Origin of the sequence: Streptomyces coeruleorubidus, from assembly GCF_008705135.1 — a bacterium.
GTDB lineage: Bacteria > Actinomycetota > Actinomycetes > Streptomycetales > Streptomycetaceae > Streptomyces > Streptomyces coeruleofuscus.
Window position 1 is genome coordinate 120,956 of sequence record NZ_CP023694.1, and the last position, 25,301, is coordinate 146,256.

Consider the following 25,301-nt stretch of genomic DNA (forward strand, 5'->3'; position numbering starts at 1 on the left):
GGGGGCCCGCCGCCTGCCGGTCCCTCGTTGTGTCCCAACCGCGGGCACGCGCATTTCACGCCGAGTTGCCGGTGAGCGCCTCAGCCGCGGGCGGCGCTAGCCATTGAGTGCCTCCGTCGGCTGTGACCGCACTTCAGTGAGGATTACGGTCAGTCCATCGGTGGTCCGACTTCGTCGAGGCGTTCCTTCACGCAGCCATGATCAGGACCAGTTGAGCCGTCGGTTGATTTCTTGAGGGCAGAGGGCGCGTATGGACATCCGGCAGCTGGAGTACTTCCTTGCGATTGTTGATCGTGGAGGCTTCAACCGTGCGGCCTCGGCTCTGTACGTCACAGCCGTCGCTGTCGCAGGCCGTGCGGGCACTGGAGCGTGATCTCGGCTCCGAGCTGTTCCATCGGATCGGGCGTAGGGCAGTCCTGACGGAGGCCGGAAGGGCTCTGATCGAGCCTGCCCGGGAGGCCGTGCGGAGTCTGGAGACGGCGCGGGCCCTTGCTGGTCTCGCAGCATCGGCAGATCCGTTGCCCGGCCCACCCGGCGTTCTCGGACACCAGGCCGGCGTAGGACTCCAGACTCCAGGCCACTCAGAACCTAGCTTCAGAAGCACGCACTGGCGAGCTCGGCTTCACAGCCGGTCGCGTGTGATCGCCTTGCGCCCGAGGTCGTAGGCCATGCCGGCGATGCTCAAGGCCACGAGCGGCCACACGAGTTCGGGGGTGGCCGGGATCTGGCCGCTGACCAGACCTGTGACCAGCAGGATGTTGCTGAGGACCGCGGCGCTGCCGGTCGCGCTGACCCGCCGAGGCGCGAGTACTTCGAGGGTCACCCGGCCGGGCCCTTCCTGCCGGGGGAAGTCACTGCGGGCGGCCCGTGGGGGCGTGATGGCCGACGGTGCGGTGGGTTGAGCGGAGTTGTTGCTGAGGAACACGGCTTCTCCTGCTGTGCGCTTGCCATGGACGATCAGCCGGCACAGGCCTGCTGGCCGGCTGTGTCCGATCCTGCTGGGCGCGGGGTGTTGCCGGGCAGGCTGCATCAGCAGCCAGCTGTCATGGCAACGGACAGACTGTTGCCGATGAGCCTGGAAACACCCTGAAAGCGACCGGACTCCCCTCCGGCTCGCCATAGTTGTCCTGTTGGTGGCAGCGCTCACGGAACAACGGGACGGGAACCATGGACGCCAAAGCGAGGACCACGGGGCTGGCTGCGCTCAGCCCCGACCTGCCGCCTACGGTGGAAGCGTTCGTCACTGATCTGCGTACGTACTTCGCCCGGCTGGACGTCAGCGTCCGTGCGTACGCGGGGCGTCGGCACATGGACCCGGGGACGGTGAGCCGGTATCTCAACGGCAGCCGGCGCACGCCCTGGTCCTTCGTCACCACCCTGCTCGCTGACGTGGCGGAGCACTGTGGGGCGCCGGTCACTGCGGACGCGATGGCGGGACTGCGAAGGCTGCACGACGCGGTCAGTGAGTGCCGTCAACCGGGTGCAGACCTGCAGCGTCTGCAGGACCGCTTTCTCGAGCAGGATGAAGAAGTGCGCCGGCTCCGGCTACGGGAACGGGCCCTGCTGGAGGCCATCGACGAACGCCAGCAGCAGTTGGCACGACAGTCTGTCGAACAGTCGGGACTACAGGCGAAGTTCAACGAGCAGCGGCATACGTACACGGCGGCCCTCGAAGTGTGGCGGGAGCGCTGCGGCACCCTGACGCGGGCCGGCAGGGCTCTGCGGGACGAGGTGGCCGATCTGCGGCGGCAACTGGAGGACACCAGGGTGGAGCTTCGGATGGCCGAGGAGCGCTGCCATCTCCTGGAGGAGCAGCTCGATGCCGCCGAAGGGCTGCTCAACGAGGGCGTTTCGGGGGCGTCCCTCATGGAGGCCCTCGAAGCGGCGGACCGGACAGCTTCCGTGCCCGAACTGGTCCAGCTGGTCGGCGGGCTTGCCACGGGCCCGCGTGGGGTCATTGCCAGCGAACTCGTCACGTCGGTGAGCCGGTGCCGTCCGGTGGCGGAGGTTCAGGCTTTGCTCGGTGCCCTCTATGGAGCGGGACTGCACAAGCATGCCGAAGCGGCGCTGCCGGCCATGGTGGCCATGCGGCCGGTCGGTGACATGGCGGATCTCATCGGGGAACTGCTGAGGGCCGGTCTGCAGGAACCTGCGGCCGCGCTTTTGCAGGCGTCCGTGGAACTGCACAGCCCTGAGGGTCTCGCCGAACTGGCCAGGATCCTGCACCGTCGCGGTCATCGCGACGCGGTGCTGGTCCTGCTCAGTGCCACGGTGGCTCACCGCAGTGTGCCGGAGGTCCTGGCCGTCTGCGGCCTGTTGACGGACCCCTCCTTCGGTGACGCCCTGGTGCAGGCCGTGGCCTGCCCCGCGCAGGACCGCGTGTGCGGCGAACTCGCCGAACTGGTCATCGCTTTACACGCGTCCGGCTTCGGGTCCCTCGCCGACGCGCTGCAGAGCGCGATGGCACGCAGCCGTGTGGCCACCGACGTGGCGGAACTGATCGGCGCCTTGCGCAGGGCGGGACTTTCCACGGCTGCGGCCGACGTCTTCTCGCAGACCCAGCAGCGCACCACCGGCCACCTCGTGGCGCTCGTGTCAGCCCTGCACACCGCGAACCTGCACGACGCCGCGTCAGACGTGCTCTCGCATGCGCTCAAGATGCGCCCGGCAGCCGAGCTCGCCCAGCTGATCATCGACCTCAATGTCGCAGGCCGTCACAAGGACGCCTCCGACGCCCTGACAGCCTGCGTGCGCTCACGCACACAGGCCGACACCCGCGTCCTGATGCACTGCCTGGATCAGATGCATCCTGGCATGGACTCCCTCTCCCTGCTGGCCGAGGCGGCCACCCTCTGCAGTCCCGAACACGCGGCGGACATGCTCATCGCCCTCCTCGACGGCGACCTGCACGAACACGCCAACGCCATCTACACCTGCACCACACAAGACCGCCCCACAGGGCACGTCAGCGCCGCACTGCTGAGATTGCACACCACCCGCCCCAAGTACCTGACCCCCGCCGGCCTGGCAATCCAGGCCCGCGGGGGCACCGCCTCAAGCGTGGTCAACCTCAGCCTCGCCCTACACACGGCCCGCCTCGATACGCACCTCGATGCCGTACTCGAAGCCGCCGGCCCCCAGCAGTCAGCCGGGCATGCAGCTGTGCTGCTCAAAAACTTCCAACGCCTTCACGAGCCCAGCAAGGGCCAGTCCACCCGGGTCGCAATGCGGCTCCTGGATCACGTCGTGCGCTCTCAGCCGCTCGACTACCAGCTCGCTCTGATCGGCATGCTGGACAGGACATCGCTCAACGAGATCGCAGACCAACTGGAGGACCGCATGTGTTCGATCTGGGGCACCCGACGCGTCGAACTGAGCCTGTACGCGATGCAGTTCACCGGCAAGGCGGTCGTCCTCGGACCAACGCAGCAGCTGCGGTGGACGGCCCGCCGAACCATCAACAGACTCATCTCAAGCATCTGACCGCACAAGCCCGTCAGCCGCCCGGCGAGGCAAACGATCTTTGACGAGGGCAGGTGATCGGGAGCGATGCCGAGACACCGCAGCACTCAGCGCGGCCCGCTTGTGTGACTGAGCGCTCTGGTTGGCCCGGCTGGTCAACCAGAGCGCCCAAGGGAAGCGCCCCGGCCGGCGCGGTCGCCGGAGGCGGGGTCCCGACCCCGGAGTCCGGTCAGCGGGTGGTGAGGAGCTCGAGCGTGTCGATCACACGGTTCGAGAAGCCCCACTCGTTGTCGTACCACGCGACCACCTTGACGTGGCGGCCGTCGACGCGGGTGAGGGCCGAGTCGAAGATCGACGAGGCGGGATTGCCCACGATGTCGGACGACACCAGCGGGTCCTCCGAGTACTCGAGGATGCCGGCGAGCGGCCCCTCCGCCGCAGCGCGGTACGCCGCCAGCACGTCGTCGCGCGTCACGTCGCGCGCGACGGTCGTGTTGAGTTCGACGATCGAGCCCACCGGCACCGGTACGCGGATCGAGTCGCCCGACAGCTTGCCGTCGAGGTTCGGCAGCACCAGGCCGATCGCCTTGGCGGCACCGGTCGTGGTCGGCACGATGTTGACGCCGGCGGCGCGGGCGCGACGGGCGTCGCGGTGCGGCCCGTCCTGCAGGTTCTGCTCCTGCGTGTAGGCGTGCACCGTCGTCATGAACCCGTGCTCGATGCCTGCGAGGTCGTCGAGCACCTTGGCCAGCGGCGCGAGCGCGTTGGTGGTGCAGGAGGCGTTCGAGACGATCGTGTGCAGCGCCGGGTCGTAGGCGTCGGTGTTGACCCCGAACGCGAGCGTGACGTCGGCGCCGTCCGACGGCGCGCTGACGAGCACCTTGTTCGCGCCGGCGTCGAGGTGGGCCCGGGCCGCCTTGGCCGAGGTGAAGCGGCCGGTGGCTTCCAGGACGATGTCGACGCCGAGTTCGGCCCACGGCAGCTGCGCCGGTTCGCGCTCGGCCAGCACCGTGATCCGACGGCCGTCGACGACGAGGGCGTCCCCGTCGGCGGTCACCGGGCGCCCGAGCCGGCCGGCCGTGCTGTCGTAGGCGAGCAGCCGGGCGAGTGTGGCGGGCTCGGTGAGGTCGTTGACAGCGACGATCTCCAACGTGCTGTCGCGTTCCAGCAGGGCGCGCAGCACATTGCGTCCGATGCGGCCGAATCCGTTGATGGCGATGCGAGTCATGAGTGATGTCCCTTCCCTTCCACACCAGGCTCGCCCGCGGCTCGCACCGCTGACAGTGGCGGTATCGCCACGGTTCAAAAGGATCTCGCCACGCGCTGCCCGGGCGTGTTACTCGCCCCGGGTGAAGGTGCGCCGGTAGTCGCTCGGTGTGGTGCCGAGGATGCGCTGGAAGTGCAGGCGCAGGTTCGCGCCCGTACCGAGCCCGACGTCGGCGGCGATCTGTTCGACGCTGCGCTCCGAGCACTCGAGCAGTTCGCGGGCCAGGTCGATGCGGGCGCGCATCACCCACTGCATCGGCGTGTAGCCGGTCTCCTCGACGAAGCGCCGGGAGAACGTGCGCGGCGAGACCCCCGCCTGCCGCGCCAGTATGTCGAGGGTGAGCGGCTCGCCGAGCCGGTGCAGCGCCCACTCGCGGGTGGCGGCGAACCGCTCGCCGAGCGGTTCGGGAACGCTGCGCGGCACGTACTGGGCCTGGCCGCCGCTGCGGTAGGGGGCGGCGACCAGACGCCGGGCCGCGTGGTTGGACGCGGCCACTCCGAGGTCGCCGCGCAGGATGTGCAGGCACAGGTCGATGCCGGAGGCGGCGCCGGCCGAGGTGAGCACGCTGCCCTCGTCGACGAACAGCACGTTCTCGTCCACCTGGACGAGCGGGTGCCTTGCCATGAGTGCCCGCGTGTAGTGCCAGTGCGTCGTGGCACGCCTGCCGTCGAGCAGGCCCGTGGCGGCGAGCGCGAAGGCGCCCGTCGAGATGGCGGCGAGCCGGGCGCCCCGGTCGTGGGCGGCGATCAGTGCCTCGACGACGGCCTGCGGCGGGTCGTCGCGGTCCGGGAACCGGTAGCCGGGGACGAAGACGATGTCGGCCCACGCAAGCGCGTCGAGGCCGTGGGCGACGTGGTACGCGAGGCCATCGCCGCCGGTCACGAGACCGGGTGTCGCCCCGCACACCCGCACCTCGTACGGCATGCTCGCTCGGGTCGTGAAGACCTGCGCGGGAATTCCGACATCGAGCGGCTTCGCACCCTCGAGCACAAGGACGGCGACGCGATGCAGGCGGGAAGCTGGCACAGGAAGAGGTTACGTGGGCGTGACTTCGGTACGCCCACTGCGCGGACCGGCACGCGAGCACAGGGCGCGCCTCCTTGCATTGATGCGTCAATCGCATGGACAGATCCCGGTTTGATGCTGGACAGGGATCCGGTGGTGCTCCGAAACTCTCGCGTAACACCTCGGTGTCCCCGCCCAGCTTCCGCCCTCCACCGCCGCAGAGGGCCGTCCCCGAGAAAGCGAGCGCCGCATGCCGGCAGCCCCGGGATCCGCCACGATCGCCGTCTCAGCGGGAAGTCACCACGATGACCTTCGCGGATCGTCACCGCTCATGCCGCGCCATGGTCTCCAACGTGCCGCAGCCGTCCGTGAGTTCAGAGCAGGACGACCGGATCCCCACACCACGGCACCCGGTCCGGGTGCCCCGCCGAGCGAGACGAGGACCCATGAGATCGATCTCCAGACGTACGGTGCTCGCCGCCACCGCAGGTGCGGTCGCGGCGCCGACGGTGAGCACGGCGACCGCGGCGGCCGCCGACGCCACGACAGCCCCGTCCGCAGGACGGCAAGCGGCCTCCGGCCTCAATCCGGTCCTGCGGACGGTCCTCCTCACGCGGGTGACGCCGAGGAACAACTGGCTGGTGACAGCGGTCGCCATCCAGTACGCGCATCGCATCGACCTGCGCGGCGGGACGGTCCCGCCCACCGCCTTCCAGGTGCGGGCCACCGTGGGCGGACAGACAGCGGCTCGCACGGTGACCCGGGTCTACTCCAACACCTCCGCCGAAGTGGACGACCGCTCTCACCCCGGACGGCCGGGGGACCACCTGATCGTCGAGCTCGATCCGAACGACTCCAACGCGCGGGCGTCCGGCACCGATCCCCTTCCGCTGGACCGCGCCTACTCCGTCAGGCAGGTGGCGGACGTGCGTACGCCGGAAGGTGAACCGGTGCTCAAGGCCGGTCCGTTCGCGCACCGGAACGACGACGTCATCACTCCCGTGGTAGACGACTTCGCCGCCCGCTCCTTCACCGACTCCGCAGGCTTCGAACTGGACTTCCGGCTGTACCAGCCTGCGGGATTCATACGGAACCCGGAGACCCGCACGCGGTACCCGCTCGTCATCACCCTGCACGGCGGTGGCGAAGTCGCGGACAACAACATGACCCAGCTCACGTCCAACCGGATCGCGGTCACGTTCGCCAAACCGGAACGGCAGCGCCGCGACCCCGCGTTCGTCCTCTCTCCGCAGATCCCCCTCCCCCGTCCCATGGACGGACCCGACGGCACGGACTGGACCGACGCGAAGGTCCAGGCCGCGCTCATCGAACTCATCGACACCTTCGTGCGCGAGCACTCGCGCAATGTCGACACCGACCGGCTCTATCTGGTCGGCCTGTCCTCAGGGGGCCGCGGCATCTACAGTCTGCTGGCCAAGCGACCCGAAGTGTTCGCGGCCGCCCTGCCCACGGCCGGCTGGGGCGACGCGGCCACGATGGACAGGATCACGCACATCCCGATGTGGGCCGACCACTCGGTCGACGACCCGGTCGTCCCCTACCGGGAGGGCCGGTTCGGCAATCCCGGCACCTGGACCCTGATGAACGCGCTGGAGACCGCCGGTGCACGGGTGAGCCGCGGGGAGTGGGCCAACGACCTGCCGAAGGCAGAGTTCGAGGCCCGGTCACGGGCTCTCCTACGGCAGGCCCGGGCCACGCGCAGTCACGTACTGTTCACCAGCTACACGGCCGGAACGACACCGGTGAACCCACACCTTTCATGGGCCCAGACGTACGAGAACGACGTGGTCATCGACTGGCTCTTCGCACAGTCCCGGTAGTCGGCCCCTCGCGGCGGTCGCCCGGTCCACCACCGTGGCCGGCAGGGCCGGGCCGACGCTGTCCGGTTGCCGCGCTCTCATCGCTCTCCGGAGGTAAAGCAATGCGTCCATGCAGTCGTTCAACCCACACCACCGCGCCGTTACGGACCCGCTCCCGTCCCCTGACGGCACTGATCGCACTGGCGACCACCATCGGCCTGGCGCTGACCCTGCTGACAGCCGCCGCCGCGCCGGCAGCCGCCGCCGACCTGCTGTCCCAGGGCAAACCCGTGACCTCCTCGTCCAGCGAGAACGCGTCCACCCCCGCGTCGGCGGCGGTGGACGGCAACACCGCGACGCGCTGGTCGAGCAGGTTCAGTGATCCGCAGTGGCTGACGGTGGATCTGGGCGCCACCGCCACCATCAGCCAAGTGGTGCTGCGCTGGGAAGCCGCATACGCCCGCACCTTCCGGATCCAGACCTCCGACGACGGCACCGCCTGGACCACCATCTACTCGACCACCGCAGGCACCGGCGGCGCGCAGACCCTCGACGTGGACGGCAACGGCCGGTACGTCCGCCTCTACGCCACCCAGCGCGACACCGCCTACGGCTACTCCCTATGGGAGTTCCAGGTGTACGGCTCCGGTGAGGGCACCCCTCCGGGCAACGGAATCCCGGACCCCACGACCGCTGCCCTGGAAGCCGCCAACGGGCCGCTGACCACCGCCACCTACACCGTCCCCCGCCCGAGCGGGTACGGCTCGGGCACGGTCACGTACCCGACGGCCGGCGGCTCGTACCCGGGCATCGTGCTGATGCCGGGCTATCAGGGCACACAGCAGAACCTTCAGTGGCTCGCACCCCGCCTCGCTTCCTGGGGCTTCGTCGTCATCAACGTCGGAACGAACACACTCACCGACGATCCCGAGTCGCGCGGCCGCCAGATCACCGCCGCCGGCACCCAGTTGCTCGCGCTCGGCAGCGCCCCCGGCAACCCGCTGTCGGGGAAGCTCAACGGCACCCTGGGCGCGACCGGTCACTCCATGGGCGGCGGTGGCGTCATGGCGGCCCTCCGGGACGACCCGCGGTTCCGGGCGGGCGTGCCGACTGCGCCGTACCACCCGAACGGGAACTTCTCCGGAGTCACCGAGCCCACCTTCTTCATGACCTGCCAAAGCGACTCCGTCGCCCACGGCAACAGTTACGCGGTGCCCTGGTACAACTCCATGTCCCAGGCCGAGAAGCTCTACATCGAAGTTCCGGGCGACCATCTGTGCCCGATGACGGGCTACGGCGACAAGGCCAAGCAGGGCAAGTGGATGGTGTCGTTCTTCAGCCTCTGGCTGCGTGCCGACACCCGCTTCAGCCCGTTCCTGTGCGGTCCCGCTCGTGACGCCGACAAGAACAACACGTCCCTGGTCACCCGCTGGATGGACACCTGCCAGTTCTGACCGGCAGAGAGCCCTCCTGTCCCGGGGAATCCCGCGAGCCGCGACGAGCCCTTGCGGCGTCGGAGTCGTACTGTCGAACCCGTCACCGAGGAGGACGTCTGATGCGCAGCGTGACCTATTCGATGAGCGTCTCACTGGACGGCTACATCGTCGGGCCGGACGGCGGCTTCGACTGGACGGCGCCCGACAAGGAGGTCTTTCGCTTCTGGATCGACGAGATCCGAGAGGTCGGGGTCCACCTGCTGGGGCGACGGCTGTACGAGACGATGCTCTACTGGGAGACCGCCGACCAGAATCCGTCGCTCGACGACTCCGAACTCGAGTGGGCCGCGCTCTGGAATCCGCTCCCCAAGGTGGTGTTCTCCACCACGCTGTCGGAGGTGCAGGGCAACGCCCGCCTGGCCTCCGGCGGCCTGGCAGAGGAGATCGAGCGGTTGCGAGCCGAGCCGGGGGAAGGCGACATCGCGATCGGCGGCGCGACTCTCGCCTCCGAGGCGGCCGCGTCGGGTCTGATCGACGAGTACCGGGCCATGGTCTACCCGGTGTTGCTCGGCGGTGGCGTTTCGTTCTTTCCTCAGCAAGAGCGCCGGGTGGATCTCGAACTCGTCGAGACCCGCACCTTCAGCTCGAGAGTCGTCTACCTCCGCTACCGCGTGGCACGCTGAGGCCGGGTCTCGGAACACTGCCGCCTCAGCTTGTCAGCTTGGGCCGGAATACGTCTCACTACCTCGCGGGACCCCAGTTGTGGGCCGAGATCGTAGGCGTGTACGCGGAGGCCAACTGTTCGTCGGCTGTGCGGCGACAACGTATCGATGTCGATGACATATCGACGGGAGGCTGTTACATGCGCAGGCGGGCCGGGCCTCTAGATCATCACCCGCCGCGAGGCTGAAGCCCGGACGCCGCGCCGGTGATCGGGGACGGCGTCCGGGGAGGCCGAGAGTGCGTGCTCGGACGGACAGCGCGCATTCTGCGACCGGTGATGTGGTGTGGCTAACGCACCCTGCGGGGTCACTGCGCCGTCTCTGCCATGTCGCAGGTGTGGCACACCACCCTGCGTGCCGGCACACGGCCGTGCGAAGAGCCCATACCGATCTGGCGGGTGACGTGTACCTGACGTACGCGGGCGTGGTTCTCGCAGGTGGCCAAGCCGCAGCGCGAGCAGACGCCGATGCCGGCGGTGTCGCTGCGCGCCTCCTGGAGGCAGTCGTAGCACCTCATGTCCAACTCCGATTTCAGTAGGGGTCAGGCATGGCGGCCAACCAGCACGAACAAACCAAACCCACCCAGGCCGCGCACACCCGCTCAAGGAGCTTGAAACGTAAACCTCTAGATTAGACTTTGTCAATTCTAGGACGAGGTCAATCGTACGGCGGTGCACGGTGCTGCGAGGCAGTCGGCCAGGGACAGGCCCATCCACCAGGGCAAGCTGATGTACTCGTCATCGGCTCTGACAAGATCGCCACCTCCACCCGCTAATACATCCCATGTATGTTGAGGCACTTCCCCGCAGCGCGGTACGCCTTCCCCCCGGCCCGTTCCTGGACGCGCAGGCCACCGCCCTCGGCTACCTGCTGTCCCTCGACACCGACCGGCTCCTCGCACCCTTGCGGCGCGAGGCCGGCCTGCCGCCGGTCGCCGAGTCCTACGGCAACTGGGAGAACTCGGGGCTCGACGGCCACACCCTCGGGCACGCGCTGTCGGGTGCCGCTCTCATGAGCGCGGTGACGGACGACCCCGGCCAAAAGCCATGGTCGAACGTCTGGTTGAGGGCGTCGTCGAGTGCCAGGAGGCTCTGGGCACCGGTGACGTCGGGGGCATTCCCGACGGCGCGCGGCTGTGGCAGCGAGTGGCCGCGGGCCAGGTGGAGCGGGGCTCGTTCGAGCTCGGTGGTGCCTGGGTGCGGTGGTAGGTACCCCCCACTGGACCCGGACCGTCATGCCGGGACCGCCGAGATCCGGTTCGAAGCGGTTGGCTCCGGGACCACCTTCCGGCTGCGCGAAGTACGCCTGGTGCGCTGACGCGACCGCCGTCATCTCGAGCGCGTCGAGCCCGCGGTGTGGGCGGCGGCGAAGCCCGGCGCCGGGTGGGCGGCGTGGCGAGGCGTCGAGGCGGACAGCGTCCCCCTGGTCAGTTCCGCGCCGTCGTCCCGAAGGGATGGGTGTCGCCGGCGCGCAGGTGTTCCCTCAGCCACTGCTCGGTGTTGCTCACGTGGAGCAGTGCGGCGGCCTGGCTGAGGGCGGCGTCACGGGTGGACAGCGCGTTGAAGATCGCCTCGTGCTCGGCGAGCGTGCGGCCCGCGGCCTTGTCGTCGACCAGACCGCGCCAGATGCGAGCGCGCAGGGTGCGGCCGGAGATCCCTTCCAGGAGGGTGAGGAGGCTTTCGTTGCCGGTGGCCGTGACTACGGCACGGTGGAAGGCGGCGTCGTGGGCGTTGAGTTGTTCGACGTCGTCGCGGGCCTCGCGCATCGCGTCCAGGTGCCGCTTCACTTCGGCCAGTTGGGCGTCGGAGATCCGGGTGGCGGCCAGCGCCGTGGCCATCGGTTCGAGGAGCCGCCGTACCTCCATGAGGTCTTGCAGGGCGACCGAGTCGCCCTGCAGCAGTTCCACCGCGCCGCCGAGACCCTCCAGCAGCAAGCTCGGCTGGAGGCTGGTCACATACGTACCGTCGCCCCGCCGGACCTCCAGAACCCGTGCGACGGCCAGCGCCTTGACCGCTTCCCGGGCGAGGTTGCGGGACAGGCCCAGCTGAACGGCCAGGTCCGGCTCCGGTGGGAGCTTCGAGCCCGGCGGCAGGGCACCGGTCCGGATCAGCTCACGGATCTGCTCGATCGCCTTGTCCGTCAGAGACACCGCTCGTCCCTCCCCCCACCGTGCCCCGTGAGCACGTCCGACCTGATCAGTTCCTGAGTGCGGAGGTCGTCCCAGAGGCCGTCCGGGATTTGCTGATCATGGAGTTCCACGTTTCGTCCGACCTGTTCCGGGGTCCGCATGCCGAGGGTGACGTTGATGATACTGAGGTGCTTACAGAGGGCATTCCGGCTCAGCTTCGTCCAACCATCTGTTCAGCACCCCGTGCAGATGGCGCAGTGCAATACATGCGATGTTTGCCTGGCCCAAATACATGATAGATGGCGATAAATCAGGCAGCCTGACCAGCTTAATTGACACTTTCATCCCTGCACACTGTTGACATCCCATGGCGACATGACGGACCTTCATGCGTGGCCCTGCATTCCCCCTGCCCCTTCCGCATCAGGGATGTGTCCATGTCGAGCTCGATCAACAGACGTCAGTTCGTGGCCTCCGCAACTTTCGTGGCCGCGGCGGCCGTTGCCGGAGATGTATTCAGTGCCGGTGCCGCCGAAGCGGCGCCCCGCACGTACACGCCCGACTGGGACTCGGTCGACCAGCACCCGCCGGCTCCGGAGTGGTTCCAGGACGCGAAGTTCGGAATCTACTTCCACTGGGGCGCCTTCAGCGTCCCCGCCTTCGACAACGAGTGGTACCCCCGCGCCATGTACCAGGCCGGGAGCTCCCCCAACAAGCACCACATCGCGACCTACGGTCAGCCCTCGGCGTGGCCGTACCACAACTTCATCGACGGAGCGAAGGACTTGGCGGGCAACACCGTGAAGTTCGCCCCGAAGCTGAAGTCGGCCGGGGGGAAGTTCGACCCCGACGAGTGGGTGCAGCTCTTCGTCGACGCCGGCGCCAGGTTCGCGGGCCCGGTCGCCGAGCACCATGACGGCTTCTCCATGTGGGAGAGCCGGGTCAACGAGTGGAACTCGGTGGACAAGGGCCCTGGTCTCGACCTGCTGCGGCTGTTCTCCACGGCCATCCGCGCCAAGGGCCTGAAGCTGCTGGTGGCCATGCACCACGCCTACAACTTCACCGGCTTCTACGAGTTCGTCCCCGCGCAGACGGACAGCAGCCTCAAGAAGCTCTACGGGCAACTGGACTCGACCGCGGCGAACCAGCTCTGGTTCGACAAGCTGAAAGAGGTCGTCGACCGCGCCCGGCCCGACATCCTGTGGCAGGACTTCAACCTGGACGCCGTCGACGAGCGACAGCGCCTGAACTTCCTGGCGTACTACTACAACCAGGCCCTCGGCTGGGGCCGTGAAGTCGTCGCCACCTACAAGGACGGTATGAACGGCAAGGGCGAGGTCTTCGACTACGAACGCGGCGGCCCGGCCGATCTCACCACCCCGTACTGGCTGACCGACGACAGCATCTCCAGCAGCAGCTGGTGCTACACCCAGGGCATCGGCTACTACACCATCCAGCAGATGCTGCATTCGTTCATCGACCGGGTCAGCAAGAACGGCAACGTGCTGCTGAACATCGCGCCGATGGCCGACGGCACCATTCCCCAGGCGCAGAAGGACATCCTGCTCGGTATCGGAGACCACCTGAAGCGCTTCGGCGAGTCGGTGTACGCGACCCGCGCCTGGACCGCGTACGGCGAAGGCCCGACGAAGATGGGCGGCGGTTCGTTCACCACCCCGCACGCCGGTACGCCCCAGGACATCCGCTTCACCCGCAACAAGGCCAACAACGTCCTGTACGCCACCGCCCTCGGCTGGCCCGGCAGCTCGCTCACGATCAAGACCCTCGGCTCGGACCGGATCAACCTCTCCTCGCTGACCTCGGTGAAGCTCCTCGGCACCACCGCCGGCAGCTACATCGACCTGCCCACGCCGACCCAGAACGCCTCCGGCCTCACGATCACCCTGCCGTCCTCCGCGCCGTACAGCGCCAACGCCTACGTCCTGAAGCTCGACTTCTCCGGCACGATCCCCGGCCTGCGGCCGCTCGCCGGCGCCGTCGCCTTCACGGACGTCAACTACACCGGCGCCTCGGCTGTCCTCACCGTCGGCGACTACACCGCGGCGGACCTGTCCGCGGCCGGAGCGGGCCCACGCACCCTTTCCTCCCTCCGGCCGGCCCCCGGCTATCAAGTGATCGGCTACTCCGGAGACGACTTCACCGGTGCCTCCTGGACCTTCACCGCCGACAACCCCGACCTCAGGGCCACCGGCAACAACGACCGGATCACCTCACTGAAGGTTCGGTTCAACCCGGCGACGTACTTCCGGATCACCAACGCCACCAACGGCCTCGCCCTGGACAGTGGCGGCACCGTCTCCTCCGGCTCCGAGCTGAAGCAGTGGACCTGGGACGGCAGTCCGAACCTGCAGTGGCATGCGGAGGCTGTCGGAGGCGGCTACTACAGGCTGGTCAACCGCACGAACGGCATGGTCGCCGACGGCTGGGGCGCCACCGCCGACGGCTCCACCGCCAGGCAGGCCGCCTGGAACGGCGGCCCCAACCAGCAGTGGACCATCACCCACCGGGGCGGCGACCGCTATTCGATCGCCAACCGCACCACCGGCCTGGTTCTCGACGGCGGCGGCAACGTCGCCTCGGGCTCCATCGCCAAGCAGTGGACCTACGGCAACAGCACCAACCTGCTGTGGACCTTCACCGCGCTGTAGGCGGCGCAGCCCGCGCGAGAAGAACACGAATGCAACGGGATGGCAGCAGGTGGTCAAGACGCGCAACGCCGCCGGCGACAGCAGGATCCGCTACTGGTTCCTCGACAGACCGGACCTGGACTTCCTCGGCTGCCACTGGCGCTACTCGGCCCACGACGACCGAGTCGTCTCCGAGCGGCTCACCTCGTTCGTCGCCGGTCTGCCGATGAGCTGGTGACGGCACCGACCGCCCAGGGACTCCCAGAAGGCGCTACGGCCGGATCGCCAGGTGGACGGCGTCCAGCCCCGTTGATCGAGCAATCACTCGCACAAGAGGACGCCTGCATGAGAAAGCCTCGGCTTCTCCCCCTGATCATGCTTGTCGCTGCCGCGCTCGGGGTGACGGCGGCCGGGGTGGCCCCTGCCTCCGCCGCCTCGAACACCCCCTGCGTGCAATGCCGGTGGGCGACTCGGTCACCTGGGGTGGGGGAAGCAGTTCGGGCAACGGCTACCGGGGGCCGTTGCGGGAGAAGCTCGCGGCGGACGGTCATCCGCTGGACTTCGTCGGCACGGTGCGGGGCGGTTCGATGTCCGACCCCGACAACGAAGGACACTCCGGATACAAGATCCACCAGATCGCAGCACTCGCCGACGCCTCGCTGACCCGTTACCGGCCCAACGTCGTGACGCTGATGATCGGCACCAACGACCTCAACCAGAGCTACCAGGCCTCCACCGCCACCGCCCGGTTGAGGTCACTGGTCGCCCAGATCACCGGCGCCGCCCCCGACGCCACCGTCCTTGTGGCCTCCCTGGTCGTGTCCACCAGCGGCTCGGAGGAGCAGTACCGTGCCGCGTACAACCAGGCCATTCCTCAACCCGATGGCACGCAGCTCCAGTTGTGGGACTGCAACGGCGGCTCCCAGCAGAAGTGGACCGCTCTGGCCGCCGGCTGACACACGCCTGCCTCCAGGACGCCGACAGCTAACACAGCCTGCCCCGGGGCAGTCTGTGCGTCGAAGCGCTTCGACGAAGCCAGACCCTTGTTTGTCAGGAAAATTGTCCGTTAGCTTTGCGCCTGGCAGTGAAGCGCTTCGACAGTCGCCGCAGGAAGGCCGCCGACATGACCGAAGAACAACGGACCTTCCACTGGGGACATGAGGCCCTTCACCTCGAGATCATCCTCGCTGACGACGGCAGCCCCCGCCTCACGCACCTCGGACTGCCCGGCGAAGCGCAGAGAAGCCCCGGTGCCTCCCTGCCCCTCGTGGAGGTGACGGCCGCGGGTCACGGCCGTGGCTGGTCGGGCAACCACCTCGTGGGCTCAGATCTCGGCGGGCGTCTGCGCCACCGGACCCACCGCGCCACCCGCGACGGCGACTGGCACACACTGACCGTGCACCTCCACGATCCGGAAACCGGGCTGGTCGCGGAGGTGACCTACCGGTCACCGGACGGCATCCCCGTGCTCCGCAGCGAGGTGACCCTGCGCAACGAAGGGCAGTTCCCTCTGCACCTGGAGTCGGTCAGCTCGCTCGCGGTGGGCTGCCTCACCCCGCAGGACCCGGCGGCCATCGACGCCGCGGACCTGCTGTGGGCCGAGAACGACTGGCTCGCCGAATGCCGCTGGCAGCGACGGCCGATGCGCCTGACCACACCGTCCCTCAGCGGACGCGTGAGCTACGGGCACGGCAGAGCCGGCTTCGCCCTCAACGGACAGGGGACCTGGTCCAGTTGCGGACGCCTCCCCATGGGCGGCCTGACGGACCGGCGCACCGGCCGCACCTGGGTATGGCAGGTCGAGCACAACGGCGGGGGCTGGCGCTGGGAGTGCGGCCAGCGGGACAAGGCGGCCTACGCGGCGCTGTTCGGACCCACCGACACCCACCACGGCTGGCGGCATTCCCTGGAACCCGGCACCGTCTTTCGCACCGTACCCGCCGCCCTGTCCTTCAGCGCCGACGGCGGCCCCGACGCCGCGTTCGCCGCGCTGACCCGCTACCGCCGCGCGCAGCGCCGCCCGCATGCCGACCACCAGCGCCTGCCCGTCATCTTCAACGACTACATGAACTGCCTGATGGGCGACCCCACGACAGTGAAGCTGCTGCCGCTCATCGACGCGGCGGCCGACGCGGGCGCGGAGTACTTCGTGATCGACGCCGGCTGGTACGACGGCGACAGCGGCGGCTGGTGGGACAGCGTCGGCGCCTGGGAGCCCGCCGCCTCCCGGTTCCCCGGGGAACGTGGGATCCACGAGGTGCTGGACCGCGTCCGGGAGCGCGGCATGGTCCCCGGCCTGTGGCTGGAGCCGGAGGTGATCGGCGTACGCAGCACCATGGCCAAGTCCCTGCCCGACGAGGCGTTCTTCCGCCGCGACGGCGCCCGTGTCACGGAGGCCGGCCGGCACCACCTGGACCTGCGCCACCCGGCCGCCCGTGCCCACCTGGACCAGGTCGTGGACCGCCTGGTCGGCGAGTGGGGCGTCGGCTACCTCAAACTCGACCACAACATCGACCCCGGCTCCGGCACCAGCGCCCACCCCGGCGAGACCCCGGGCGCCGGCCTGCTCGGCCACAACCGGGCGCACCTCGCCTGGCTCGACGGCATCCTGGACCGCTACCCGCACCTGGTGGTGGAGAACTGCGCCTCCGGCGGCATGCGCTGGGACGACGCCCTGCTGTCCCGGATGCAGTTGCAGTCCACGAGCGATCAGCAGAACCTCCACCTCTACGCACCCATCGCGGCGTCCGCGCCCACCGCCGTCACCCCCGAACAGGGTGCCGTCTGGGCGTACCCCCAGCCGGAGGACTCCCTCGACGAGGTGGCCTTCACCATGGCCAACGCGCTCCTCGGCCGGATCCATCTCTCCGGCCGCATTCCCGAACTCGGGCCGGAGGCCCGCGCCCTGGTCCACGAGGCGGTATCGGCGTACAAGGCCATCCGCGCCGACCTGCCGCAGGCTGTGCCGTCCTGGCCCCTGGGTCTTCCTGCCTGGGGCGCCCCCTGGATCGCCCTGGCCCTGCGCACTCCCGCCATCACCTACCTCACCGCCTGGCGCCGCCCCGGAACCGACGCCACGGCGGCGCTTCACCTGCCCCACCTGCGGGACACCGCCGCCCGTGTCGACCTGCTCTACCCCTCGGTCAGCCGGGCCGTTTCCGCCTGGAGGCCCGACACGGCCGAGCTGAGCCTGACCCTGCCGACCGCGCCGTCCGCCGTCCTGCTCCGCATCACCGCCACGGACCCCGGCGCGCCCTGAACCACCCACGCCCGCATCACGAATCGACGAGAGGACCTATCGGGTGCCCCCTCTGCGCCAGCCGGACGGACGCTTCGCCAACCCCGTGATCCCCGGCTTCCACCCCGACCCCAGCGTCTGCCGCGTCGGCGACGACTACTACCTCGCGTGCTCCAGCTTCGAGTACTTCCCCGGAGTACCGCTCTTCCACAGCCGTGACCTGGTGCGCTGGACGCAGATCGGCAACGCCCTGGACCGGCCTGAGCAACTGCGTCTGCCCGCCTCCATGCCGTCCTCCGGCGGGATCTACGCCCCCACCCTGCGCCACCACGACGGCCGCTTCTGGCTGATCGTCACCAACTGCAGCGAAGGCGGCGGCAACCTGATCGTCACGGCCACCGACCCCGCCGGACCCTGGTCGGACCCCATCTGGGCGCCGGGTGTCCCCGGCATCGATCCCGACCTGGTCTGGGACGAGGACGGCACCTGCTGGTGCACGGTCGCCGGGGTCTCACAGGTCCGTCTCGACCCGTCCACCGGGCAGACCTACGGAACCCCGCACAAGCTCTGGTCCGGCGGGCCCGGCGCCAAGGCCCCGGAGGCGCCGCACCTGTACCGGGTCGGCGACTACTGGTACCTGCTCATCGCCGAGGGCGGCACCGAGCGCGGCCACGGTGTCTCGATCGCCCGCGGCCGTACGCCCGCCGGCCCGTTCGAGCCGTGCCCGGCCAACCCGATCCTGACCCATCGCGGCACCGACCACCCCGTCCAGAACACCGGGCACGCCGATCTCGTACAGGCCCCCGACGGCTCCTGGTGGATGGTGCTGCTCGGCGTACGGCCGGGCGGCGGCACCCCGGGCTGGCACGTGCTCGGCCGGGAGACCTTTCTGGCCCCCGTGACCTGGGTGGACGACTGGCCGGTCGTCGGCGAGGTCGCCCTGGACCTGCCCGAGCTCCCGTGGCCGCTCTCCCCCGGCCCTGTCGAGGAGCACCGGGACGACTTCGAGCTCGCCGAACTGCGACCGCACTGGATCTCGCTGCGCGACCGGCCCGCCGAACACTGCACCACCAAGGAGCGCCCCGGATGGCTGACGCTCCGCGCGCGGGGCGGCTCCCTGGACGAGCCCGACGTGGTGTTCACCGGCCGGCGTCAACAGCATCTGTCGTGCCGGGCGCGCACTCTGGTCGATGCCGCGGAGGGCAGCGGTGGCCTCGCCGTACGGCTCGACGAGCGGCACCACTACGAAATCGAGGTGTCGGACGCGCGGGTGCGGGTGGTCGCGCGCGTCGGGGACCTGCGCACGGTCGTGGCCGCACAGTCCGTGCCCGCCGGGCCGGTCGTCCTCGGCGTCACGATCACGGAACCGCCGTCTCCGCACGGACCGTGCACCGGACCCGACGTCGTCTCCCTCGGCGTCGAGCAGCCCGACGGCACGTTCACCGAGCTCGCGACCCTCGACGGCCGCTACCTGTCGACCGAGGTCGCCGGCGGCTTCACCGGTCGGGTCATCGGCATGTACGCCGCGGCAGGCACCGTCCATTTCGACTGGTTCGACTACGAGCCCCTCGACGGCTGAACCAAGGCATTCCCCTGCCCCCGTACTACTGACTGAAAGACACGACGCGTGAAGGACATACGGAGACCCTCCCACCACCGCAGCCGCGGCCCCGGACGCCTGCCCGGCCTGCTGATGGCGCTGCTCGTCGTCCTGGGACTGTCCGGCAGCACCGCGATCGCCGCGCCCGACGGCACGGCACGGCAGGCAGCCTCCACGGTCAGAGTCCCGGCCCGTGCCATGGACGCCGTCGCCGGGATGCAGCCCAGCTGGAACCTGGGCAACACCCTGGACGCGATTCCGGAGGAGACGTCCTGGGGCAATCCCAAGGCCACCAGGGAGCTGTTCAAGACCATACGGGCGGAGGGCTTCCGCAGCGTCCGCATCCCGGTGACCTGGAGCGCATACCAGGCCATCACCGCGCCCTACACCATCGACGCCGCGTACATGAGCCGCGTCAAGCAGGTGGTCGACTGGGCGCTCGCCGAGAATCTGTACGTCGTGCTCAACGTCCACCACGACTCGTGGCAGTGGATCGACGACATGCCCGCCGACCACGACGGAGTACTGGCCCGCTTCAACTCCACCTGGACCCAGATCTCCAAGGCGTTCCGCGACGAGCCGCGCACCCTGATCTTCGAGAGCGTCAATGAGCCGGTCTTCGAGAAGACCACGGCCGAACAGAAGACCAAGCTCCTGCGGGAGCTGAACACCTCCTTCCACGAGATCGTCCGTTCCTCGGGCGGCGGGAACACCGACCGCCTTCTCATGATGTCCACGGAGGCGGGCACGCCCTCCCAGAACCTGATGGACGACCTGTACACCACGATCAAGTCGCGGAACGACCGCAATCTGATCGCCACCGTGCACTACTACAGCTGGTATCCGTTCAGCGTGAACATCGCGGGCGGCACCCACTACGACGACGCCGCCCAGAACGACCTCGATGACGCCTTCGCGCGCATGCGCGACACCTTCGTCGCCCGGGGCATCCCCGTCTACCTCGGTGAGTACGGCCTGCTCGGCTGGCCGGACCACAACCATCCCTCCCGTGTCGAGCGGGGCGAGGCGCTGAAGTACTACGAGCACCTCGGACACGCGGCGCGCCTCGCCGGAGTCACCACCGCGCTGTGGGACCCCGGAGCTTGGGCCTACCTGAACCGGGAGACCCAGAAGTGGACGGACCCCGCCCTGTTCGCCTGGATCAAGTCCAGCTGGACCACCCGGTCGGGCACCGCCTCCTTCGACAAGGTCTTCGTGGCGAAGTCGAGCGCGATCACGGCCAAGGGGCTCACCCTGAATCCGAACGGCACCAAGTTTTGGGGCCTGTGGCACGGCAAGACCAAGCTCGTCGAGGGACGGGACTACACCCTCTTCGACAAGAAGCGGCTCACCCTCACCGCCCGCACGCTGACCCGGCTGACCGGCGACCGCGAGTACGGGGTCAACGCGACGCTCCAGGCCCGGTTCTCCCGTGGCCTGCCCTGGGAGATCGACGTGGTCACCTACGACACGCCGGAGCTGTCGAACGCCACCGGCACGGCCGAGAAGTTCACCATTCCCACGAAGTACCAGGGTGACCTGCTGGCGACCATGGAGGCCACGTACGCGGACGGCACCAACGCCGGCCCGACCGACTGGACTCCGTACCAGGAGTTCAACAAGGCCTTCCGGCCGGACTACCCGAACGGCACGATCATCCTGACCACCGAAACACTCAAGTCACTGCGTGACGGCGAAGCGGCGACGCTGACCTTCCACTTCTACAGCGGGGCCAAACTGAAGTACAAGGTCACGAAGTCCGGAGACACGGTCACCGGTACGGCCGTCAAGGGATCCTGACCGACCGGCGCTCGCCCTGGTTGCCCACCTCCCGGGCAGCCAGGGCCCTGGCTCGGCTCCAACGGGGACTCGTCACCTTCGCGGACCGGTCCGGCATCAGGAGAGCTCCCCGTACTGCACGCCGCGCCCGTTGGTGGCGAGGCAGACCCGGCCGTGGATGTCACCGCTCCTCGGCGGCGGCCTCGGATACAGCGGTGAGGACGCGGACGTCCCAGGCACCGAGCCTCACGGGCGTACGGCCGGGACAAGGCCGCCGTCCAGGGCGTCGGTCAGGTCCACCGTGACCTGGGCGGTGGCCGGCTGCCAGCGCCAGTTGTGGACGACATGGACGCGCCGGCCGTCGGGAGCGGTGCCGGACGTCCGGGGTGGCCTCCAGGATCGTCGAAACGCTTCACCTGACAACGCAACCGATGTCCACGGTCGCGCCGGGTGCGATGGTGGCGGTGTGGGGGACGTTCCTCGCCGTCACCCGCATCGCCTCGGCCGGCCGGAGCGGGGTGTCACGCGCGGGTCCACCTCTGGTTGGCCTGGCCGTTACAGGTCCACAGGACCAGCGGCGTTCCGTTGGCGGTGCCGGCCCGGTCGACGTCGAGGCACAGCCCGGCGTGGACGTTGCGGATCGACCCGTCGGAGCCGACGGTCCACTTCTGGTTGTTCTGGCCGTTGCAGGGCCACGTGACGACACGGGTGCCGTTGCTGGTGCCCCGGTTGGAGGCGTCCAGGCACTTGTCACCGAAGACGCGGATCTCGCCGCCGGCCCACGCGGTCCAGAGCTGGTTGGCGGCCGTATGGCAGTCCCAGATCAATACCGTCGCCCCGGCAGCGGTGGAGGCGTTGTCCACGTCCAGGCAGCGGCCGGACGCGTTGCCGCGCAGCCGAGAGGTGGTCGCGGCCAGCGGGCTGCCCCCGCTCACCCGGAACACGGCCACGCCGTGCGCGGGGACGCTCGCCGAGATCTGCCCGGACGTGCTCGACGTGCCGCCGGTCCACAGGTCCGTGAGGGCGAACGAACCGCCGGACAAGCCGGCTTGCGCGGCCGTGGTGGTGATCGTCGCCGTGCCGCCTCCCCGGTTGAACAGGCCCACCGCGACCGAGCCGTCGGACAGGGGCTTGGCGAACACCTCGGTGCTGCCGTCGTCGCGCACCCTGCGCCCGCCCGCTCCCAGCGGGTCCTGGTTCACCGCCAGCAGGCGAGGATTGCGCAGGATCGCGCTCACGTCGGCGGACATGGTGCGGATGTCATTGCCGGCCATGAGCGGGGCACTCAGCAGCGCCCACAGCGCGAAGTGCGAGCGGGACTCGGTCAGTGAAAGTCCGGGACGGCCGACGACCAGCATGTCGGGGTCGTTCCAGTGCCCCGGGCCCGACTGCGCCGCCAGCGGCGCGGTGACGTCCAGGACGTTGCCGACGCCCATCGGATAGCTGTTGGTGTTGCCGTTCTGCCAGATGTCGAGCAGGTCCTCGGTCGTCCGCCACAGGTCGGCGACCTGGCCCCAGTTGTATGTGGCGCCGGTGGGGGCGTGGAAGCTGTTGGGGTTGATGCTGTAGACGATCGGCCGCCCGGTGGCGCGCAGGGCGTCGCGCATCAGCGTGAATCGCGCGACCTGCTCGTCACGGGTGCCGCTCGAGGAACACCAGTCGTACTTGAGGTAGTCGACGCCCCACGAGGCGAACGTGGCGGCGTCCTGGGCCTCGTGTCCCTTGCTGCCCGTGGACCCCGGATAGGTCCCCACGGTCTGCGCGCAGGTGCGCTCGCCCGGCACCTGGTAGATGCCGAACTTCAGGCCCTTGCTGTGGATGTAGTCCCCGAGCGCCTTCATCCCGCTGGGAAACTTGGCCGGATTGGCCCGCAGGTTGCCTGCCGCGTCGCGCTGCGGGTCGAACCAGCAGTCGTCGACCACCACGTACCGGTAGCCGGCGTCCCGCATGCCCGAGGACACCATCGCGTCGGCGGCCTGGCGTACCTGGGCCTCGGTGATCCCGCATCCGAAGCTGTTCCAGCTGTTCCACCCCAACGGTGGGGTGAGCGCCGGGCTGCCGGGCGCGGCCGAGGCGGTGGAGTGAGCGGAGGCCGTCACGGACGCGGTGAACGTCAGCGCGGCGGCCGCGATGAGACGGAGCAGTCGTCTGACTGATCGTCTGGGCACTGTGGGTTCCTCTCAGACAGGGGATGACTGCTGCACCATCGCTGGACTATGACAGGACCATGACATACCTGGATCTTGGAAATTTCGAACTACTTTCGGATCGCTGACGGCACGGATACTAAGGAGCTTCCCGCGCTTGTCAACTCCGTCGGCCGTTCAAGATTTCCGTCATCGGAACCTGCGGGCCACTGAGTAGCGAAACATTTCGACTCTCTCGACGAATCATGCGAGACGTATTGACGGGAGCTCTCAACCACCTACCATCCAGAATGCTCAGCAGTCGATTACCGTTCGCATCCCGAACACCCATGGGATCCACCCTCCGAAGCGCATCACCCGCAGAGGGAGCGACACGTGGATATGTCATGCTCGCGTCAATCCGTGGGCCGCCGCCGGGCGCTGGCCGCCGGCACCGGCCTGGTCACCGGTGCCTTCCTGCCTCTTGCCGGAGCCTCCCGGACCGCCGCGGCCGCTCCCACCCGGGAGTCACCCCTCGCGGCCGCCCCGGCGTACACGAACCCGGTCATCTGGCAGGACTTCGCGGACATCGACGTCATCCGCGTCGGCGCCACCTACTACGCCTCCGCCTCGACGATGCACTATTCGCCGGGCGCACCCGTCCTGCGCTCGTACGACCTGGTGAACTGGGAGATCGCCGGCCACTCGGTGCCGACCCTCGACTTCGGCGCCAAGTACGACCTGAACGGCGGCCGGGGCTACATCCGGGGCATCTGGGCGTCGTCGCTGGCCTACCGTCCGAGCAACAGGACCTTCTACTGGCTCGGCCAGATCGACTTCGCCAGGACGTACGTCTACACCGCCACCGCCGCCGAAGGGCCCTGGAGCAGGCTCACGACGATCAGCACGCCGTACTACGACGCGGGGCTGCTCGTGGACAGCGACGACACCCTGTACGTGGCGTACGGCAACACCACCATCAGCGTGGCCCAGCTCTCGCGCGACGGCCGCAGCCAGGTCCGCACGCAGCAGGTGTTCACCACGCCGTCGAGTGTCGGCACGCTGGAAGGGGCCCGCTTCTACAAGATCAACGGGCAGTACTACATCTTCCTGACTCGTCCGGCCAACGGCCAGTACATCCTGAAGTCGTCGAGCGGCCCCTTCGGTCCGTACACGATGCGGCAGGTGCTCCTCGACCTGCGCGGGCCGATCCCCGGCGGGGGCGTCCCCCACCAGGGCGGGCTGGTGGAGACGCAGAGCGGCGCCTGGTACTACCTGGCCTTCGTCGACGCGTACCCCGGCGGCCGGATGCCCGCCCTGGCACCCGTCACCTGGACCCCGGACGGCTGGCCCGTCGTGCAACTCGTCAACGGCGCGTGGGGCACGTCCTATCCGAGCCCGGCCGTGCCCACTCCACCCCGCCAGGTCACCCCCATGATCGGGGTCGACACCTTCGACGGCACGACCCTCGAACCGAGGTGGGAGTGGAACCACAACCCGGACAACACCAAGTGGTCGGTCGGCAACGGACTGACCCTGCGGACCGCGACCGTCACCAACGACCTGTACTGGGCCCGCAACACGCTCACCCACCGCATCCAGGGTCCCGCCTCCACGGCCACGGTCGATCTCGACATCTCGGCGATGCGGGACGGCGACCGGGCCGGGCTCGCGCTGCTGCGTGACTCCTCGGCCTGGATCGGGGTCAAACGCGACGGTGGCACGACGCGGGTGGTGATGGTCAACGGGCTGACCATGGACAGCAACTGGAACACCACCGGCACCGGCACCGGCACCGAGGTCGCGAGCACCCCGGTCACCGGCGGCCGCATCCGGCTGCGCGCGAGCGCGGACATCCGTCCCGGAGCGCCCCGGCCCGGCACCTTTTCCTACAGCACCGGCGGCACCGCCTTCACCCGCCTCGGGCCCGCCTTCTCCATGGGCAACGACTGGCGGTTCTTCATGGGCTACCGATTCGCCCTCTTCAACCACGCCACGCAGGCGCTCGGCGGCGCGGTCCGCGTCACGCGGTTCGAACTGTCCACGCCCTGACGACGGCCTGGATCGCAC

General features: G+C 69.0%; 17 protein-coding genes and 4 pseudogenes. 14 read left to right on the plus strand and 7 right to left on the minus strand.

Annotation, left to right across the window (positions count from 1 at the left end):
- Positions 1–250: 250 nt before the first annotated feature.
- Positions 251–488 (plus strand): annotated as a pseudogene (locus tag CP976_RS00615) (LysR family transcriptional regulator); the annotation flags it as partial.
- A 134-nt stretch (positions 489–622) separates the two neighbouring features.
- Here CP976_RS00615 and CP976_RS00620 read toward each other — a convergent pair.
- Complete coding sequence (locus CP976_RS00620) at positions 623–925, minus strand: hypothetical protein (RefSeq protein WP_150478495.1); 303 nt, start codon at positions 923–925, stop codon at positions 623–625.
- A 242-nt stretch (positions 926–1,167) separates the two neighbouring features.
- Between CP976_RS00620 and CP976_RS00625 the strand changes: the two genes are divergently transcribed.
- The gene (locus CP976_RS00625) at positions 1,168–3,483 is read left to right on the plus strand and encodes a hypothetical protein (protein ID WP_150478496.1); all 2,316 of its coding nucleotides are present in this window, start codon (positions 1,168–1,170) and stop codon (positions 3,481–3,483) included.
- A gap of 208 nt (positions 3,484–3,691) precedes the next feature.
- Here the strand turns inward: CP976_RS00625 and gap are convergent, their stop codons facing one another.
- On the minus strand, positions 3,692–4,690 hold the full coding sequence (gene gap, locus CP976_RS00630) for a type I glyceraldehyde-3-phosphate dehydrogenase (RefSeq protein WP_150478497.1): 999 nt from the start codon (positions 4,688–4,690) through the stop codon (positions 3,692–3,694).
- 108 nt (positions 4,691–4,798) lie between these two features.
- On the minus strand, positions 4,799–5,755 hold the full coding sequence (locus CP976_RS00635; protein ID WP_150478498.1) for a GlxA family transcriptional regulator: 957 nt from the start codon (positions 5,753–5,755) through the stop codon (positions 4,799–4,801).
- A 425-nt stretch (positions 5,756–6,180) separates the two neighbouring features.
- Between CP976_RS00635 and CP976_RS00640 the strand changes: the two genes are divergently transcribed.
- From CP976_RS00640 to CP976_RS00650, 3 genes are all read left to right on the plus strand, one after another.
- On the plus strand, positions 6,181–7,575 hold the full coding sequence (locus tag CP976_RS00640) for a prolyl oligopeptidase family serine peptidase (RefSeq protein ID WP_150478499.1): 1,395 nt from the start codon (positions 6,181–6,183) through the stop codon (positions 7,573–7,575).
- Positions 7,576–7,676: 101 nt separating this feature from the next.
- Positions 7,677–9,008, plus strand: coding sequence for a poly(ethylene terephthalate) hydrolase family protein (locus CP976_RS44435; RefSeq protein WP_308430097.1), 1,332 nt, complete (start codon positions 7,677–7,679; stop codon positions 9,006–9,008).
- 101 nt (positions 9,009–9,109) lie between these two features.
- The gene (locus tag CP976_RS00650) at positions 9,110–9,673 is read left to right on the plus strand and encodes a dihydrofolate reductase family protein (protein ID WP_150478500.1); all 564 of its coding nucleotides are present in this window, start codon (positions 9,110–9,112) and stop codon (positions 9,671–9,673) included.
- A gap of 346 nt (positions 9,674–10,019) precedes the next feature.
- On the opposite strand, the gene CP976_RS00655 is transcribed toward CP976_RS00650, so the two are convergent.
- Positions 10,020–10,229 (minus strand): DUF2180 family protein, encoded by a 210-nt coding sequence (locus CP976_RS00655; RefSeq protein ID WP_063888921.1) that lies wholly within the window; start codon positions 10,227–10,229, stop codon positions 10,020–10,022.
- Between the two features lie 266 nt (positions 10,230–10,495).
- Between CP976_RS00655 and CP976_RS44595 the strand changes: the two are divergent.
- Both CP976_RS44595 and CP976_RS43445 read left to right on the plus strand, forming a co-directional pair.
- Positions 10,496–10,741, plus strand: a pseudogene (locus tag CP976_RS44595) (beta-L-arabinofuranosidase domain-containing protein); the annotation flags it as partial.
- Positions 10,742–10,758: 17 nt separating this feature from the next.
- Complete coding sequence (locus CP976_RS43445; RefSeq protein ID WP_229876499.1) at positions 10,759–10,920, plus strand: hypothetical protein; 162 nt, start codon at positions 10,759–10,761, stop codon at positions 10,918–10,920.
- A 218-nt stretch (positions 10,921–11,138) separates the two neighbouring features.
- On the opposite strand, the gene CP976_RS00665 is transcribed toward CP976_RS43445, so the two are convergent.
- Positions 11,139–11,861 (minus strand): FadR/GntR family transcriptional regulator, encoded by a 723-nt coding sequence (locus CP976_RS00665; RefSeq protein ID WP_150478501.1) that lies wholly within the window; start codon positions 11,859–11,861, stop codon positions 11,139–11,141.
- Positions 11,852–12,031: pseudogene (locus CP976_RS43450) on the minus strand (aldo/keto reductase); the annotation flags it as partial. The pseudogene CP976_RS43450 and the gene CP976_RS00665, both read right to left, overlap by 10 nt.
- Positions 12,032–12,277: 246 nt before the next feature.
- Here CP976_RS43450 and CP976_RS00675 point away from each other — a divergent pair.
- The 6 genes and pseudogenes from CP976_RS00675 to CP976_RS00700 all read left to right on the plus strand — a co-directional run bounded on the left by CP976_RS00675 (position 12,278) and on the right by CP976_RS00700 (position 21,126).
- Positions 12,278–14,509, plus strand: coding sequence for an alpha-L-fucosidase (locus CP976_RS00675; RefSeq protein ID WP_150478502.1), 2,232 nt, complete (start codon positions 12,278–12,280; stop codon positions 14,507–14,509).
- Between the two features lie 49 nt (positions 14,510–14,558).
- Positions 14,559–14,726 carry a hypothetical protein gene (locus CP976_RS00680; protein WP_229876507.1) on the plus strand — a complete coding sequence of 56 codons (168 nt, stop codon included), beginning with the start codon at positions 14,559–14,561 and terminating at the stop codon, positions 14,724–14,726.
- A 107-nt stretch (positions 14,727–14,833) separates the two neighbouring features.
- A pseudogene (locus CP976_RS00685) lies at positions 14,834–15,366 on the plus strand (GDSL-type esterase/lipase family protein); the annotation flags it as partial.
- A 245-nt stretch (positions 15,367–15,611) separates the two neighbouring features.
- Complete coding sequence (locus CP976_RS00690; protein WP_150478503.1) at positions 15,612–17,747, plus strand: alpha-galactosidase; 2,136 nt, start codon at positions 15,612–15,614, stop codon at positions 17,745–17,747.
- 43 nt (positions 17,748–17,790) lie between these two features.
- Positions 17,791–19,305, plus strand: coding sequence for a glycoside hydrolase family 43 protein (locus CP976_RS00695; RefSeq protein WP_150478504.1), 1,515 nt, complete (start codon positions 17,791–17,793; stop codon positions 19,303–19,305).
- Between the two features lie 48 nt (positions 19,306–19,353).
- On the plus strand, positions 19,354–21,126 hold the full coding sequence (locus CP976_RS00700) for a cellulase family glycosylhydrolase (RefSeq protein ID WP_150478505.1): 1,773 nt from the start codon (positions 19,354–19,356) through the stop codon (positions 21,124–21,126).
- Positions 21,127–21,626: 500 nt separating this feature from the next.
- Here CP976_RS00700 and CP976_RS00705 read toward each other — a convergent pair whose 3' ends face one another.
- On the minus strand, positions 21,627–23,273 hold the full coding sequence (locus CP976_RS00705) for a glycoside hydrolase family 27 protein (protein WP_150478506.1): 1,647 nt from the start codon (positions 23,271–23,273) through the stop codon (positions 21,627–21,629).
- A 360-nt stretch (positions 23,274–23,633) separates the two neighbouring features.
- Here CP976_RS00705 and CP976_RS00710 point away from each other — a divergent pair, with 360 nt between their 5' ends.
- Positions 23,634–25,283: a glycoside hydrolase family 43 protein gene (locus CP976_RS00710; protein ID WP_190147047.1), complete on the plus strand. Its 1,650-nt coding sequence runs from the start codon at positions 23,634–23,636 to the stop codon at positions 25,281–25,283.
- The last annotated feature ends 18 nt before the right edge of the window (positions 25,284–25,301 follow it).